We start from the raw sequence: 17578 nt of genomic DNA on the forward strand, positions 1-17578 counted from the left end.
GGTCACGCACACTGAATTAATATCGCGTGATGATGGCGGTTTGACATTTGAAAGTATTGAGCGAGAGCCTATATCTGGATTGTTAGGGTTACGACTGAAGCAGCAGAGGTTCAACAGTACCCCCAGAATCACAGTATTACCGAGACATTTTGACGAAGAAATCCTGAGATATGTAAATAAAAGAGCTATGGGCACCCTTCGTTTAACTGATCCAATTTTAATGTCCAAGTCTGGTCAAGCTATCCTTGACGCTGGAGATTTAAATCGGATGGTTAGAGAGCCATTTAAGCAGATAAAATGGATACCGAAGGAAGGGTTGACGCTGCATGCTATCAGAGATGTTATTGCGGCTTCTGCCATCGCGTCTGGTGCGAATGAGCAATACATAGTAAGAGCTTCTGGCCGAAGTGGATCTACTCTGGCTAGAAAACAAGTTCTGCCCATATGAAAAGTCATCGAATCCTTAGACTATTGCGCGCTAGGTTTTGATAAGTTCTGCGATACGTTGACTGCCACACTTCTAAGTATCTCCAAAGTTCGTGAGTGTTTTTGCTTAAATTGACAAATGTCACATTACATTAGTGTTTTAAGGTATATTTTTCATTATGAAAAATAACTCTCCCAGTTTGTGCTCGTGTTTGAGTATTCGAAAGATTCGTAGTTGCATATTTGTCTTGAGAATACCTATCACTCACATTTTTCAGTTTTGTTCTCCACGAAGTATGTGCTTGTCCCGTCATGTAGTTGGTTTTGCGGCTAAACCAGTATTTTTTGGATTGAGATTCGCTTATTTGAATCGTAGTTGTCGGCGATTTTAGTAGTGAAGCAAGCGAACAGCGTTTACTTAAAACAATAAACAAGAAAAGGACAATATGGCTCAATCTCCAGAACTTGCGGGCGGTGATGGCTTCACTTATGAGGGTAATGTAGCTGCATTTTATTTGTCTGCATTACTCGCTGAGGCATATGCCCCTGGCATCGAAGGGCGGATCGTAACACAAATTTCGGCTCAACAACGCGATTTCGGTGAACCGCTCGATGACATTATTGTTGATTTTGAAGACGCTGAAAAAAATATCGCTCGGCTTAGTCTTCAAGTGAAACGGTCACTTATTATTAGTAAAGCGAAAACAAATAAGGATTTTTGCGACATCATTCGCGATAGTTGGTTCACTCTCAGAAAACCTGATTTCCGTATCAATGTAGATCGCTATGGTGCAGCTACTGGTACGATTAGCCCAAAAAAGGAACGGTCCCTAAAGACTCTATGTGATTGGGCCAGAGAGAGTGTTACTACCGATCACTTTGAGGCTCGCTTCAAGAGGAATGCCAGCAAAGATATCACTGAAGTTAGGTCTGACATCGCTACTCTTCTTGAACAAGCTAAAGGAAGTGGTTGCACCAACGAAGAAGTGCATCAGTTTCTTGCACATTTTGTACTTATCAAGTTCGACTTTCTTAGTGAGGGGGCGGCTGACCGTCCGATCGCCATCAATCACATTAAAGATAGTATTGTGCCTGATGATGCTGAAAAAGCTCCTCTCGTTTGGTCAAAACTAGTTCAAGTGGCGCGAGAATCTGCAGGCAAAGCGGGGGAAGTTAACCGAGCTCGACTTGTGCGTTTGATCTCACCTATTGTTCGCCTAAGAGGAGCCCCTTCTTTTCACCAAGATCTTGAGCGGTTGTCTGAACTGGCGAGAAGCTACTCAAGTTACATTCAAGATGACATTGGAGGTGAGAGACTTGAAAGGCCAGAAATTCTTGAGACGCTAAGCAATAAGCTCTCCTCATCTCGCGTTGTTCAGATCTGCGGTTTACCGGGTAGCGGTAAATCAGTAATGGTCAAGCGAGCAGTGCAACGAGCGTTGACTGATGGCCCAGTCCTATTTCTAAAAGCGGAACAGCTTGAAGGTACAAGCTGGAACAGTTACGCGACCTCTCAAGGGCTCAAAGTAGTCAATCTTGAGTCACTTCTAGTTGAAATAGGTGCCACAGGCACGTCAATTCTCTTTGTCGATGCGATTGACCGTGTCGATAAACAACATCAGGGCATCATACTTGACCTTTTTCGAGTAATCGTCGCTTCCCCATGGCTTGATGACTGGCGAATTGTTGTCTCTCTTCGGGATACTGGTATTGAATTGTTGCGTAATTGGTTGGGCGAGTTTCTCAATACTCTGAAAGTCGAGACACTTGGACTTGAACAGCTGAACGATAAAGAGGCTGAAGAGCTAGCAAGTGCCAACCCCCATATGAGGTCACTTCTTTTTGGAGATCCTCAGGTGAGAAAAATTGTTAGGCGCCCCTTTTTTGCAAAAGTATTGAGCCAAGGGTACGTAGCCGAACCAAGCGCTCCAGCGTTTGCTCCGCAATCAGAAATAGACTTGGTCGAGCATTGGTGGCGACGGGGTGGATACAACGAAATAGGTCAAAATGTCATTGAACGTCAGCAGACACTCCTCAACTTGGCAACAGCCCGTACTCGAACGCTTAATCAGCCTATTAGACTTCGCGTACTAACTTCCGTGGCACATATTGAGAACCTTAAATCGGACGGAATTCTCCAAAGCGTACGCGAGGGAATTTCTGTTCAGTTTGCTCATGACATTTTTTTTGAATGGGCCTTTTTGCAAGTGCTAGTTGATAGTGGATCTCAGTGGGTAGATGAGATTCGGGCCTGTGGAGAACCGCCAGTAGTAGCTCGCACCGTTCAGCTTTTTTCCCAGTGGGAATACATACAGAGAGATGAATGGCACAATTATTTAGCTCAGGCAGAAGATCCCAACCTTCGGTCGCAATGGTTGCGAGCATGGCTACTCGGGCCTTTCGGAACTGCTAGATTCGAAGCTGAAGAGGAACAGTTTACTGCAGTTGTTTTTGCTAACGACTTCCGGCTACTCCAGAAGGCTCTTGTTTGGTTTCAGGCGGAGAAGACTGCGCCCAATATGCTAATACTTGCCCGCGAGCTTCCTTTGGAGGAGCGACAACGCTTTGCGGACTTACTCGGTTGGCCTTCCGACTATGCCGAGTGGCATCGATTTATCGGTTTTATCCTTCGTAATATTTCTACAATTCCACAAAGGCTTTATCCAGAGATCGTAGCTGTTTTTGAAGTTTGGCAAAATGCATTATCAAGAACCTCAAACACCATATCTCGTGCTCTTCTACGACAATGTTCAATCTGGCTTATTGCTATAGAAGAAATCAATGCTGCGGATGGACCTGATGCTAACTCTGAATTCTGGAAAGAGGTGCCTAATCTTGGTGATTTTAGAAAGTCTCTGAGCCAACTATTACTGAAAGCTTCGAACGCCGAGCCAAACTTTGCAGAAGACTACATTCGGCGGCTGATTGATTCAAAATGCATCCGAGAAAGTGAGTTCAGGGATATCATTTCCTGTTCGCCCGTCCTTGCACAATCGTTACCTCATTTAGTCGTTGAGCTTTCGCTAACGTATTTATGTGAAGAGCTTCCGGACGATCGTGTTGCACGTGAACAGCAAGAGCGAGAGGATAGGTCTGAGAGGCGAAAGGCTGTTCTTGCGAAACCTAAGGAAGAGCGCACACGTTCTGAGGAGGCTTTTCTTTCGCACAGTTATATTTTAAGTGATATTAGACAATTCAGTTATCACGATTGGGAGCTCCTCTCCATTCAAGATGATTACCGAACATTCGGTCCTCCTTCACCTCTTCGAGAGCCATTTAATTCATTATTTCAATCATCACCCAATGAGGCACTGCAACTATTAAAGAAACTTTGTAATCATGCGATGGAATCGTGGAGACAGTTACACCGTTACTCGCGGGGTCCTGGTGATACACCAATACCACTTGAACTAACATTTCCTTGGGGGAACCAGAAGTTCTGGGGGACTGACAAAGAATACCTTTGGTTTCGCTCAATGTGCGCACCAAAGGTTATCGGTTGCGGATACATGGCGCTTGAGAAGTGGTGTTTCGCTCAACTTGAACATGGTCGACCCGTTGATGGAATGATCAAGCAAATTGTTGAGGGGAACGAGAGTATCGCAATTTTAGGCATCGCTTCAATGCTTGCGAATTATACTGAGACAGTATCCGAAACAACGTTACCGCTCATTACTTCACAGCGTTTGTTGGCAGCAGACCGTAATCGAATGAAGCAAGATTTACCGCCATCATCAGATTTGATTGGTTTCACGAACCCAAATGACAAGCCTGATGTTGAAGCTATTCAGGAAGCCAATGGTAGATCTGTTCGTCGAAGTGAGTTGAGTAGGCTAGTGCCGCATTTTATTTTTGCTGAAGGACAAATTAGTGAAAATGCGCGCCTCGCTATTCTTGGTTTTCAAAATCAGTTGCCCTTTCAATACGAAGAAGATAGGGACTTACCGGAAGCTCATGAATATCTATCAAAACAAGCTGCAGAATATATGGAGCTAGCAGATCGGAAAAACTATCAAACGTGCTCTACTAGAGAGGATACAGATAAGATTGTAATAGCTCATATCAGTCCTTCTGCTGCTGAACCGCAAAATGTCCACCGTAGAGAAAAGGCGACCAAATTTCTGATACTGTTGAATTTATGGGCATGGGCATGCAAGTATTTCGATGAAGGTGAAATAGGTGATCAGTTTACTGTAGAGGAAGCCGTCACCCGTGCTAAGGAAGCTGAAACTCAAGATTTGTTTGAGTGCTTGAAAGGGCAAGATGAGGACTGGCTAGCCGCAGATAAGCACCGAGCTGCGGTTTCTGCAATAGCTGCTCTTCGACTTTGCATTCGAGATGGTGCCTCTTCGGAAGACTTTGAGTGGGCCAGAGCAGTCTTAATGCGAGCAATTGAATTACCAGAAGTGCCCAAGATGTGGCCACATCGCTCCAAAGCTCCCTTGCATCCGATCATTTACGTAGCACGAGGGATTGCTGCTGACCTCCTCAATGATACAGCCTGTCGTAGTGCAGAAGGTAGATTACTTGGCTTAATCGCATACCCAGATCCAGCCGTTTCGCTAGTTGCGCTCGAAGAAGCTTGCAAGCTTTACACGACAAAGCCAAGTCTGACATGGGCTGCGCTCAAACTGGTGTTCTCTCTTTGTCATATTCCACCTAGGCCACATGCTGAAAATCGTAGTTATAGGGAGGCATTTTATTCACCAAGTGAAGCGAGAGAGCAAGTCACTCTGGCGCTTCAAAGCCTTGACGGTGAATGGGGCGATCTACCATTGCCTCCTCCAGCTTGGGTAAAAGTTGAAGCAGAAAAATGTGCCAGACGATATCAAAGGTATGTTGATTATGACTCCGTTGATATGTTGGACAAGTCAGAAGAATGGATTGAACCTGATGTTTTCTGGTATTCAGAATTTGCTGCAGACGCTCTCAATCGTATTCCTTTTGACGTTCTATTGAACAGCCCCGGCAGAACATTGCTACTCAACTTTCTGTCGGGACTTCTCCAATGGACTGTTCAGAAAAAGTCTCCACCTTGGGTAAAACGAGGTGAACAGCATCGTTTAGATAATGATAACTATGAATTCACACGTAGCTTGTGCTCAGTACTCGGAGCAGTGGCTGGTTTTATTAGTCTTAGTGAACTTCGGTCTTGTTTTCTTGAACCTATTTTGCAGCTGGAGGATGAGGAGTGTTGGGAGTTTTTAGCGCCGTTCGCTGAAACTTACATCTGTCGGTATCTGTATGATGTAAACCTCGTTCCTGAGGACGCAGTTGATGTTATAGAACTTTGTCTGGAACGATTTCTCCAAGATAAAAGTTTCAAACGCGGTGACTACAGGAGTGGTGAATTCTTTGGCCTTCACAAGCCTAAACTCATTGATATTTTTATGTTTATCTCTGTTGAACACGCAAGCGGAGCCGCTCGATACGTAAATGGAGACTGGTCTGAAATCGAGCGTATTATGCCAATTGTTGATCGCTTCATAAAAGTGGGAGGTTGGGCTGCTCCAATAATTAGTCCCTTCTTAACGCTCTGTGAGAGGTCAAAAGAGTGTTACCCGGCCGAAGCCTTCGCAGATCAGATAGTCGAGACCCTCAGTGGAGATCCAACGAGCCTCATCGGATGGCATGGAACCTTTATTCCAGCGCGAATTGCAGGAATGGTTCAGCACCTAGCCCACCGAGAGGCACCAATGGAGCTATCATTAGCCCGAAAATTTCTCCATATCCTAGATATTTTGGTTGATATGGGCGATCGAAGAAGTGCAGCATTGCAGCTTGGAGAGGCTTTTCGTTCTGTTCGTTTAACGAATTAATTTATCGGCTTTGATGTGATAACTGTTTATGTAGTGAATGAAAAGCAAAGTAGTGAGCAGTGGTAATCAGAAAGGCGTCTCGTATTCATAAGCTCTTATGGGCAAACTTTATTGTCTAAAATAGACCTTGCGGGCAAGCTTTATTGTCGCTACACACTAGGTGTTTTGGAACAATAAAGTTTGTCCATTAATTCCAAAGTTGGTCCATAGACGATAAGGATGTTCGTTAGCTTCTATAAACATGTAGCAACGGCGCGTCGACAGACTCAAACGACCTAATGGTAAAGATTCAGCGAGCGTACCGATCTGGTGACTGTATTGTAGGCTCGCTGATACAATCTGTTGCTGAATACGATACCCATCATAAAAATAGGCTCTCAGTGTTTTGCCGTATGAATACAAATGTGAGGGGATGCGTCGCTCAGTTTGACCTCAACTTATGTTGAGGTTTTAGTATTGTCTGTTAATACTATCCACCGGGAAGTCAACGATGTTAACGGATAAACAAAAAGCACAATATCTGAACCGCTTGGGGCTCCAAAATCTCTCCGATGACCCAAAAGCGTTACTTACACAACTTCACCTTGCTCACCTGCGTCACCTGCCTTTTGAAAATCTCGACATTACGTTTGGCCGAACAATTGAGCTCTCAGTGACCGCGATCCTTTATAAGCTGCTTCATGAGCAGCGAGGTGGGTTTTGTTATGAGCTGAATGGTGGTTTCTATTTATTACTGCTTTCTCTCGGTTTTAAAGTTGAACTGCTATCAGCGCGCGTTTATGGCCCGAAAGGTTACGGGCAAGAATTTGATCATCTGATGTTGCGGGTCGGGATCAATGGGCAAGACTTTCTTGCCGACGTCGGGTTTGGAGACTCCTTTTTAATGCCAGTGCCACTTGATGGCTCCATAAGTAAGGAAGGCGACATCAGTTATAAGGTTGAAGAGCAAAATGACTATCTGTACCTGCTCAGACAAGGCAACGACAGCTTGTGGCAGCCTCAGTACCAGTTCACGCTGACGCCACGAAAACTGGAAGATTTCGCAAAAACCGCAATCTATCATCAGACCTCACCGCAGTCGTCATTCACGCAAAAGACCACATGCTCTATCGCAACGATGGAAGGGCGGATCACACTATCTGGACGTAGACTCATCACAACGGCACAGGGCGAAAAGTCGGATTTAGTCGTTAAGTCGGCAAAGGAATACAAGGTACTTCTCGATAGTCACTTTGGTGTGGTGCTACCCGATGAATTCTCTGTAAATAGCTGGTTTGATGAGGGTTCACAACGTGATAAAGCAAAGCCATGAACCTTGCCCAATCAAGCCTGTGAGACGTCGTTGATACCTCTCCATAAACCGATTACTCAGGGCTAACGGTCCCCCTGTCATCGCAGTGACTATTGGCTTTTTTGCGTTTTGATTTGCGTTAAATAGTGATGTGTTGCCAAATTTATCCGCTGGTCCCTTTCATTTGTAGAAAAAAGAATATTTGATATCACTCTATTTTTGATAAAAATGTTATTAAGGTTGATCCAGCATGATGTTAGGCCGCTGCAGTTGGTTTTCTCCTCTCTGTTTTCTGCTGTTGCCTCCCTTTTTAAACCAGAGCTCTCATGCTGAATCAATTGCCAGTTATCCCGAAGGTTGGGAATCGTGGCCAGTCGTTAAAGAGTCGCAGACGTTACCCGCAGACACCGTCCTGCCGCCTGATGCCTCTCTCTTCACTCAGGAAGCGGTTGAGGCTTACTCTTGGATCAACGACGGACAGGGTTCGCCGTTAACGATACGGGTTAACCCGGAAAAACTGGAAGCGTATAAAAAACATGGCCCTTATAGTGATGGGCCGACTGCCGTTGCTGTTTCGGAGATCCCGGGGTTTATATGGGTGACGGAGCATTTGGCGGGTATGCCTGTGTACGGCTCGTACAACCGAAAAGGGGAGGATATCAGTGGCATTCATCCGACACTCGACCCTGATTTTTGTGATAAATGCCACACGACGTATCAGGAGATATGCCGAAATGGTACCTGTACAAATTTGGTGCTTGAAACCTATGCGTCTCCCTAAGAGGTGTTAGGTCAACCAGAAATGAAAGAGCTCTCCACACGTGGTTTATCGATTAACCAAATGATGTTTGTTTCTCATTTGCTGTTAGTCATGATCATTATCATTGGAATGAGTGCTGCCCGTTACAACAGTGAATGGAACACACGGGTTGCGAGTGTTGTCGATATTGCCCGCCATACCCTGACACCCACCGTTCACGATATTTCTCTGGCCGTTGCCGGACGAAACTATTCCCAGCTCACCATGCCTGCAAGACAGAAATATTTCAGAGGCATTAAGGACCTTGTCTTCCTCGATATTCGCGGCATGTCGGATTACAGCGATTTACCTGTTGGCGTTCGTTATTGGCGTGAAATACGTACCATGTGGCGAACAGATGTTACCGAGGATGACTTGGTAACTGCCCGGGAAGTCAGAGATGGCCTTAGTCGTTCGCTGGTTGAGGCCAAAGACCGAAAAAGAGTAAAGCTCCAGTATTTGTTTAATAAGGCCAGTGAAGACCTCAGGGTACTGGAGAGTAGCCTGCGGTTGAGTCAATGCAACCCGTTACCTTGGTCAGAGCCTGATTTACCACCGCAAAAGTATCTCCTTCAACCTGAGACTGAAACATTACATATCAAGATTGCATTGACCAATGAGAACGGCGGCAGTCTCTGGGCGGTATTTGATATCAGCGGTTTGTACTTACTTCGAAACGAAATTGCCCGTGACATTGTGATTGAGGCTCTGTTGGCTTTGAGCGCGTCACTGTTAATTATCTGGGCTGTGACGGTGAGGGTTGTCGCCCCTATCCGCCGTCTTGCCAGCTACATGAGTCATGATTTGGAGAAAATGGATTTCTCCGCTATGCCAGAGTTGAAACGTCAGGATGAGATTGGTGCTCTGGCCAGAATGCTCAAAATGTTGGCCGATAAGGCGAGGGTGCAACTTACCGAATTACGACGGCGATCTGACACTGATGTACTGACCGGTCTGGGAGGACGCAGAAGTTACGAAAACGATGCACAGGCTCTTTTTGATCGGGAAAGGTATTTGGGAAACGGTATCGGCCTTGTTGTCTGTGATATCGACAACTTTAAACGCTATAACGACAGCTTTGGTCATCGCCGGGGGGATGATGTGCTTCGGGTTGTTGCCCAAGCGATCACTACAGTGATCAGTGACAAAGACAGAGCCTTCCGCATTGGTGGTGAGGAATTTGTGGTGCTTTCGGCCTGCCAGCACAGCGACGAACTTTATCGGTTGGCAGAAAATCTGCGCAAGCAGGTTGAGAGTAAAAATTTACCCCATGCCCGGGATATGGGCACAGTGACCATGTCTGTCGGTGCTATTTTTGCTCATCCGGACATTGAACTGAGTTATGAGCAGGCCTTTGAGCAGGCGGATGCGTTATTGTATGAAGCCAAAATAGCCGGTCGAAACCGGCTTAGACTGTGTCAGTTTAGTGAGACCAATACCCCATCAAACACCGTATTTGACGTCCCTCATTGTCAGCCACCTTGCGAGCAGGATAAAGACTAACGCTATGTTTCATATGAAACATGTCATACGGTTAACGCAAGAGCCAACTGAGAATTAATCGCTGCCACCACCTTCTGAACGGAGGCTGCATCAGTTTTCCGGGGTTAAACCTGCCTTGCCGGAAAACGGTGCGTTGACAGCTCAGGGTCATGAAACCCTGCTTACCATGATAACTTGCGATCCCAGATGCTCCTCTGCCGCCAAAAAGGGCGTCACTTATAGCGGATTGAACCAGCGTATTATTCACAACAACTGCTTTTGACTGGGTGGAGGCTAACATAGAGCGGATCATTGGCTCGTTGTTACTCATCAGATACAAGACTCTGAGTGTTTGTGCCGACAGTTTTTCAAAAACCGTCTCGACGGCTTCATAGGTATAGACAGGTAAGATAGGGCCAAACACTTCCTCCTGCATCAGCATTGCTGTTGATGGTGGGTTGATCACTAAGTGAAGCGTCATGCGTTTTTGTCTGTCGTTCAACGGAGGATCGCCAAGCGGGATAACTCTCGCCCCTTTTGCTTTCGCATCACTTATCTGTGTGATAAGACGTTGATAGTTCTCGTCACTGTTGATGGAGGTCCAGTCGCGGCTGGAAATGCCCTGTGGGTAGGCGTTTTTCCACCCCCATGCCAGCGCATCTATCAGGCCCTCAAGTGCGGATTCGTGGACGTAGCAAATATCAGGCGCAACACAAACCTGACCACTATTAAGGCTCTTACCGAACAGCAGTGTTTCTGTGGCTTTTTGCGGTGGCATATCCGGGGTGATGACGACAGGTGATTTCCCACCGAATTCCAGTGATACGGGCGTGAGTGAGAGGGATGCTGCGCGAAGCACTTGTTTGCCGACTTCGCCCGTGCCTGTGAACTGCAAATGAGAAAATGGCAGTTCGCAAAATGCACTGGCCATAGACAAGTCGCCCTCCACCAGAAAGACCTGGTCATCAGGGAAAGCCTCACTCAGAAGGTTTTTTAGCACCTCATTGGTTCGCGGGGTTTGCTCACTGGCTTTAATCATGACCCGGTTACCTGCTGCCAGTGCAGTCACCAAAGGCACAAGACTCAGTGATATCGGGAAGTTCCAAGGCACCATAATACCAATCACGCCAAGCGGTTGATGATGCACTTCCACCCGACCAAACACGGGAAATTGTGTCGGCTCTTTATCTGGCTTCATCCAGTGCTTCAGATGGCGTCTTGCATGTTTTATCGCTCTGATACTGGGTAAAATATCAGCCAGCATCGTTTCATAGCTGGAGCGATAACCGTAATCCTGCGAAAGGGCGCTGACGAGATGTTGCCGGTACGAAAGAATCGCTTTATGGAGACGTTTGAGGTCGCCCAGTCTGAGTGCTAACGAGCGGTTCGGGTCATTATTAAATGCACTTTGCAGTACGGAAAAATTGTGTTCCAGCACTTTCAATTGCTGTGCCACTGGAATGCGTGTGGCCAAAGAGACAACTGTCATCGTGGGACCCCCTGTTGAAAAAGCACGCCCTTATACAATATGGCCTTATTTTTCAGTCAGCAATAGCTAGGCATCACACTTGTATCGAAGAGAGAGACTTGTGTTGTCTATCTGCTTCAAAAGTTTCAATAAATTTCAGAAAATACTGGGAGAGAACCCTAGCATTTTGGTTGTCGCCCATCTCCTCAAGCAGGCTAATCCCAACCTCACAGGTGCATAGGTGACCATCTTTTTGGTTGCGACGGAGTGCATAGCGAGATGGACTGTCCGGCTGGATATGAAGGGTATTCACAGCACTGAGCCAAGGGCTTTTTCGCAGCATCTTGCGCGCTTGCTGCCAGGTCGCATCAATAATAATAAAATGCTGAGGAACCTCTGCCTTATGGGCTTGTTGGCATTGGCTGGCAGGTATTGAGTGATCTCCGGGAAACAACAGCCAACTATCAATGTCCGGATCGGCAATACGGGCGACAAGTTCATCAGGTGGCGAGGTACGTTGCCAGACGTGTTGCCGACAATAGGGGAAAGACGCCAACAGAAGTTTTCCGGTATTGGTTCGCTTGTCTGACTCCGTCTCGTGCATCAATAAATCAATACACATATGGCTGTCTAACTTTGGGAGACGTCGCATAAACAGTTGTAGTGAAAGCCGCAGCCCGTGCACGGCTCCGGTTTTTCTATTGTGTTACTCATAGGGTCATCGGGCTCGTCGTTACCCGCACCATATTCAGGCCGCCACTACCCAGAGAGAGCACCTGACCGTTGAGTTCTTCTTTGTCAGCAACCAGTTTGTCGTTGCCGCGGCGAAACGTGCGTTTACTGTCGAAAGGCGTGTCGTCGCTATAGGGGACGATAACCTCGACCTTACCATTGGCTGTGACCTGCCAGATGCCTTTCTCGGAGGTTTCCGGTTGATATTTTCTTACATAGCGAGTGACAACACTGTGGTCTGGTAGCAGCGTCATCTCTGTTGTGAGCGTATCACCGCTTTCTTCGATGACCGCTTTATACCGTCCTACCCATTCAGAGTCAGGTTCGCTGTTTGGTTGCGTTGCACAGCCTTGATATTCTTCGCCATCCAGGATCAGCGTAGCCGTCCAGCCAAATACCTTGTCACTGATCCCATCCTGACAGATGCCAGCATCAACTGACAGGCTGAAGTCCTGTGTTTTGAAAAACTGCTTGTCATCTGCGAGGGCAGAAATCTCTATTTTTTCTTTGCGATCAAAAGAGTCAGCATGACGCAGTACCACTGTTCCGTCTGAGACGCGCGAATACCAGTATGGCTGATGTCCCCCGGCAACAAGACGCGGGTTAGTATTTTTACACTCTGAGGCAGTGCCAGTGATGAGATTCAAGCCGGAAACAGCGAAAGCGAAGCGAGACGGTACAGCGGGGCTGGCCTCTCCATGAGTCATGAACCCTGACAACTCTGTATATTTTTCATCAGTAGGAAAGTCGATAACACGTTGTCGAAGCGCATCGGGTATTGCGAGTTTAACCGGGGTCTTACTGGCACAAGGAATCAATACGATGTTGTCGCCCAACTGTCTGACTTGCCCTCGCAACACATATGGTGCCACGTTTAATGGGTTGCTTGGTGGCAGATTGGCGGTCGTGGAGCCAAGTTCAACCGGATCAGAGGAGAACGGGTTTAGGTCAGTGCTGCTGCATCCTGCGGATAGGGCCGACGCGAACATAACGCAAAAAAATGAGAGTGGTTTATGCATACTCAAAGAAAATCCCCTTCTTTTTCGGCCTGATCCGAGTTACAACAGAAAAAACAGATACTCAGGTAACCTACAGAAGCATCTTCATGTTATCTGGGTATAGCAGTCTACACGAAAATGAGGAAATCATGGCGTATTGGCTAATGAAAACTGAACCAGATACGTTCTCAATCGACACTCTCAAGACACAAGGCGTCTCTTGCTGGGAAGGTGTACGAAATTATCAGGCACGCAACATGATGCGTGATGAGATGAAAAACGGGGATTTGGTAATGATTTATCACTCCTCGTGTAAGCAGGTAGGGGTGGCTGGTATAGGTGAAGTTGTGAAAGAAGCTTATCCAGACTATTTCCAGTTTAACCCTGAAAGTCATTACTTTGATCCGAAAAGTGACCCGGATAATCCACGATGGATCATGGTGGATGTTGCTTATCGGGAGCACTTACCTTTGGTGCCTCTGGCAAAAATAAAAGCCCGACCTGAGCTTTCTGGTATGCCTTTGGTCAAGCGGGGCAGTCGTCTGAGTATTATGCCTGTGAGTGAGAACGAGTGGGATACGATTCTCGCTATGGCTGGTCGGGAGCCGATCAGAGGCTATTGATTTGTCTTTGGCATAAATAATAGAAGCAGCCTCTGCTGGGCTGCTTCTTTGTCTCTTCGCTGACTATTCCGACTCAGGGGGGGCAAGCAATGCATTGCCTGCGAGAAGGTTTGTATCAGAGCATGTGTTTTTCGAGGTAGTGAGCAACGGCTTCCTCGGCGTTGCTGCCAATTACCTCATTGTTTGGCAGTGTGGCTTTTACCCTGTCTTGGGCGGTAGCCATCACCAGCCCTTTAGCAGCGGCGCTGAGCATTTCCACATCGTTCATTCCGTCTCCGAAGGCAATACAGTCTGACAGCGCAAACCCTTTCATTTTTGCTACAGCTTCCAGCGCCATCCCCTTGGAAACGCCAGCGCCCATGACTTCAAGGCAGAACGGAGTAGAAAACGCGACGCTGATTCGATCGCCAAAGGTGTCGTTGAGCATCGTCTCATAGCGGGCCAGATACTCATGGTCGTGGCGGATAAAAAAGAGCTTGGCGATATTGTCGACTGGTGGCTGGTTGAGATCGAAATAATCAAAGCTGAACCCCGACTCAGTATGGAATTTCTCGAGTTCTTCATCAACCTTGCTAAGCAGCCAGTCCTCATCTCGATACATGTGGCAAGCCAGCGTCTCATCATCCTTGACCATTTTGATGATCTCAGCGACCAGATCAGGTTCAACGTTACGGCTGAAGACCAGATTATCGTCAGCATCGTGAACCCGCGCACCGTTGGAGGTGATCATATATGCCGGAATACCGACTTTTTCACGGATCCCGGCGACATCAACGTGGTGGCGTCCGGTAGCAAACACAAAGTGTTCCCCTTGCTGATGCAGACGCTGAAGGGTATCCCGGGTGAAGGGGGCAATTTGATGGTCTGGGGTCAACAGGGTGCCATCAAGATCTGATGCGACGATTTTATACATGCATACCTCTTATCTGCTTAGCCACAGGCCCTTCACAATGCGTAGCCTGCAGTGCAATGTCTGGGTTGCCAGTTTATGACATTGTATCTAAATGAAAAGGGTAAAATTGACGTCAGGAAATTTCCCTCTTTTTGTCAACAGACCTGCTGTTGGCCTCAAAAAAATCTAATATCGCAGACAGCGCATGCTGTCTAATCGGATCGACCTCAAACAAGATTTCATGACGCGAACCTGCCATTGGGAGTAACTCAACCTGAAATCCGGCATTGCGGCGTCGGGTCACGAAGCGAGTGATAGCCTCATGAGAGACAATAGCATCAGACATGGCCTGCAATATAAGCAGGGGCTGGGTGACTTCTTCTGCCGCGGGCTGGCAGCGTCGGCATGCATCCAGTGATTGCCAGACCCATCGCGACGTGGGGCCGCCCACCTGAAGGCTTTCATCCATATCGTACAGTTCGCGGAACCAGTGATAACGCACTTCAGAATGGGTCAGAAGATTATCAGTGAACGATTTGTTGGTATAGGGCACCTGACCAATAGCAAAGGTTGCTGGATGATGAAACTTACTGTGTAACCACGCTGCGGGGTGAGCTATCCAGCACATAGGAGCTGGGATCTGGATACCAAACATTGGGGCACTGAGTGCGATGGCATCAATCTGCTTTGGTCTCCGGGCTGCATAGAGGGTAGCAATGGCACCGCCCATGGAGTGGCCCAGAATAAAGCGGCTTTGATGTACTTTGGCCGAGACGATAAGGTTGATAAAGGTATCTACATCATCAATGTAATCGTCGAACTGAACGACATGGCCTGCGTCAGGAGTCAACAATAAGCGATCACTGTGGCCCTGGCCCCTGTGGTCTAGGCTGTAAACATCATAGCCTTGTTGGTATAGGTCAAAGAGTAATTCGCGGTACTTGGCGGTACTCTCAATTCGTCCATTAAGTACGATGATCGCTTTTTCATGAGCGGGTTTCGTCATGGCACACCAGTGAATCCGCAGCCCGTCTTTACCGATAAAAAAACCGTGATCCCTGCGATGCCAAAAGGTATCGATGGAGGATGCCATGGTGTTCAGGAAGTCCGCTTCTGAGGTAAAGCGAGGAAGTGAAGGCGTTGTCATGGTGATCCCGATATTGACCCTAACAAAAAGCATATCATGCACAGATATACTTGCTGAAAAATTGCCGGCAATTTTAGGGTGTCCGGTGATTAAATGACAGAATAAAGCGAGGAATAAGGTGTAAAAACAGAACACGCAGCCAGGAAATGGCTGCGTGTGGTGAAGTGAGTGATGGCAATTAAGGTGTCATAGGGTAATAGGTTGCTGAACCCGGCCCTACAGGCAGTCCCAGACCAAATACCCAAATGAAGAAGAACAGACTCCATCCCACCAGGAACACCAGACTGTATGGCAACATGGTGGCAATCAAGGTGCCGATACCCAAATCTTTTTTATACTTGGTGGCGACAGCCAGGATCAGACCAAAGTAACTCATCATTGGGGTGATCAGGTTGGTGACTGAGTCGCCGATACGGTAGGCGGCCTGAATGGTTTCAGGTGCGTAGCCAACCAGCATCAACATAGGGACAAAAATCGGTGCGGTGACTGCCCATTGCGCAGAGGCTGAGCCCAACGTCAGGTTGATGATGCCGCAGATAAGGATAAAGCCAAAGAACAGCGCGGGGCCAGTTAAGCCAATGGCTTGCAGTGCATCTGCACCACCGACAGCGATCACCTGACCAAAGTTGGTCCATTTGAACAGAGCAACAAACTGCGCTGCGAAGAAAACCAGCACGATGTACATGCCCAGTGTGCTGATCGACTTTGCCATCGCATCAATCACATCGCGGTCAGTTTTCATGGTACCGACAGTACGGCCATACACGAAACCCGGCACAGCAAAGAAGACCAGAATCATGGCGACGATACCCTTCAGGAAGGGAGAGCCAGCCACTTCACCTGTCACTGGGTGACGAAGCACGCCCCACTCAGGAACGATAGTCAGCGCCAGCAAAGCAGATACAGCCAGTGCCGCCAAGCCAGCATTTCTCATTCCCCGGCGCTCAAGGTCTGTTACCGCTTGCGCTTTTTCAGGCTCAAAGTCGTCAGAGGCCATACTGCTGTCATATTTACCCAACTTAGGCTCAACGATTTTTTCGGTGACCAGTGTACCAAGGATAGTGACAACAAAGGTGGAGGCCGCCATGAAGAACCAGTTAGCTTCAGGGCCTACCTGATAGCTTGGGTCAATCATTTGTGCGGCTGACTGAGTAATACCTGACAACAGTGGGTCAACGGTACCCAGTAGAAGGTTGGCCGAGTAACCGCCCGACACACCTGCAAACGCTGCGGCAAGACCTGCCAATGGGTGTCTGCCCAGTGAGTGGAAAATCATTGCAGCCAGTGGGATCAGAACGACATAGCCAAGCTCTGACGCCGTGTTCGATACAATAGACGCGAAGACAATGGTCATGGTGACCAAGCGCGGTGAGGCACTCATCACTAATGAACGCATGACGGTAGACAGTAGACCGGAGTATTCAGCAACCGCGACACCCATCATGGCAACCAGCACAGTACCTAGTGGTGCAAAGCCAGTGAAATTCTTCACCATTGAGGTCACAATCAATTGTAAACCTTCGGCGTTCATCAGGCTTTTGACAGCAATGATGCCATCGACAGCACGGCCCGGTGCGCCCTCAGGTCTTGGATCCATAACAGAAAGACCAAAATACCCGGCGATACCTGATGCAACAAAAATGGCGACACACAGGATGGCAAAAAGTGTCACAGGGTGAGGTAACAGGTTGCCCAGCCACTCGACAGTATCGAGAAAGCGGGTGAAAGGTGTCTTTTTGCCCGGTGGTGCGGATGAATGGTGTGGTACCGAAGTTTGCATGAAGGTCTCCTTCGTATTTCGCGTTATTCGATAGTTTTCAAGTAAGAGGGCGGGGATGTTAGTCTGCAAATTAAATGAAATGCAAAGTAAATTGTTTTGTTATGTTATTTTTTTTGAATAA

Annotated in this window: 12 protein-coding genes; 6 read left to right on the forward strand and 6 right to left on the reverse strand. The window is 47.5% G+C overall.

The annotated features are described in order from the left end of the window. The 5 genes from A8L45_RS24580 to A8L45_RS10565 form a co-directional block, all read left to right on the forward strand. On the forward strand, positions 1–448 hold a 448-nt coding region (locus tag A8L45_RS24580), incomplete at its 5' end, for a hypothetical protein (protein ID WP_175401970.1). A 424-nt stretch (positions 449–872) separates the two neighbouring features. Then, positions 873–6245 (forward strand): NACHT domain-containing protein, encoded by a 5373-nt coding sequence (locus A8L45_RS10550; RefSeq protein ID WP_068902014.1) that lies wholly within the window; start codon positions 873–875, stop codon positions 6243–6245. Between the two features lie 490 nt (positions 6246–6735). Further along, a complete protein-coding gene (locus A8L45_RS10555) occupies positions 6736–7557 on the forward strand; it encodes an arylamine N-acetyltransferase family protein (RefSeq protein WP_068902017.1) in 822 nt (273 codons plus the stop codon). A gap of 229 nt (positions 7558–7786) precedes the next feature. After that, on the forward strand, positions 7787–8317 hold the full coding sequence (locus A8L45_RS10560; protein WP_068902019.1) for a hypothetical protein: 531 nt from the start codon (positions 7787–7789) through the stop codon (positions 8315–8317). Between the two features lie 21 nt (positions 8318–8338). Then, positions 8339–9838 (forward strand): GGDEF domain-containing protein, encoded by a 1500-nt coding sequence (locus A8L45_RS10565; RefSeq protein ID WP_083228293.1) that lies wholly within the window; start codon positions 8339–8341, stop codon positions 9836–9838. 31 nt (positions 9839–9869) lie between these two features. On the opposite strand, the gene A8L45_RS10570 is transcribed toward A8L45_RS10565, so the two are convergent. The 3 genes from A8L45_RS10570 to A8L45_RS10580 all read right to left on the reverse strand — a co-directional run bounded on the left by A8L45_RS10570 (position 9870) and on the right by A8L45_RS10580 (position 13036). Continuing rightward, positions 9870–11306, reverse strand: coding sequence for an aldehyde dehydrogenase family protein (locus A8L45_RS10570; protein ID WP_068902021.1), 1437 nt, complete (start codon positions 11304–11306; stop codon positions 9870–9872). 73 nt (positions 11307–11379) lie between these two features. Then, positions 11380–11937, reverse strand: coding sequence for a tRNA-uridine aminocarboxypropyltransferase (locus A8L45_RS10575; protein ID WP_139122357.1), 558 nt, complete (start codon positions 11935–11937; stop codon positions 11380–11382). Positions 11938–11995: 58 nt separating this feature from the next. Beyond that, on the reverse strand, positions 11996–13036 hold the full coding sequence (locus A8L45_RS10580; RefSeq protein WP_068902025.1) for a hypothetical protein: 1041 nt from the start codon (positions 13034–13036) through the stop codon (positions 11996–11998). A gap of 128 nt (positions 13037–13164) precedes the next feature. Here A8L45_RS10580 and A8L45_RS10585 point away from each other — a divergent pair, with 128 nt between their 5' ends. Further along, positions 13165–13638, forward strand: coding sequence for an EVE domain-containing protein (locus A8L45_RS10585; protein ID WP_068902027.1), 474 nt, complete (start codon positions 13165–13167; stop codon positions 13636–13638). 115 nt (positions 13639–13753) lie between these two features. On the opposite strand, the gene A8L45_RS10590 is transcribed toward A8L45_RS10585, so the two are convergent. From A8L45_RS10590 to A8L45_RS10600, 3 genes are all read right to left on the reverse strand, one after another. Continuing rightward, positions 13754–14551, reverse strand: coding sequence for a Cof-type HAD-IIB family hydrolase (locus A8L45_RS10590; protein ID WP_068902029.1), 798 nt, complete (start codon positions 14549–14551; stop codon positions 13754–13756). A gap of 112 nt (positions 14552–14663) precedes the next feature. Further along, positions 14664–15710, reverse strand: a complete 1047-nt coding sequence (locus A8L45_RS10595) for an alpha/beta fold hydrolase (protein ID WP_245680702.1) — start codon at positions 15708–15710, stop codon at positions 14664–14666. A 145-nt stretch (positions 15711–15855) separates the two neighbouring features. Further along, positions 15856–17457: an AbgT family transporter gene (locus A8L45_RS10600; protein ID WP_068902031.1), complete on the reverse strand. Its 1602-nt coding sequence runs from the start codon at positions 17455–17457 to the stop codon at positions 15856–15858. Between the last annotated feature and the right edge of the window lie 121 nt (positions 17458–17578).

This window comes from Veronia pacifica (assembly GCF_001707825.1).
Taxonomy (GTDB): domain Bacteria; phylum Pseudomonadota; class Gammaproteobacteria; order Enterobacterales; family Vibrionaceae; genus Veronia; species Veronia pacifica.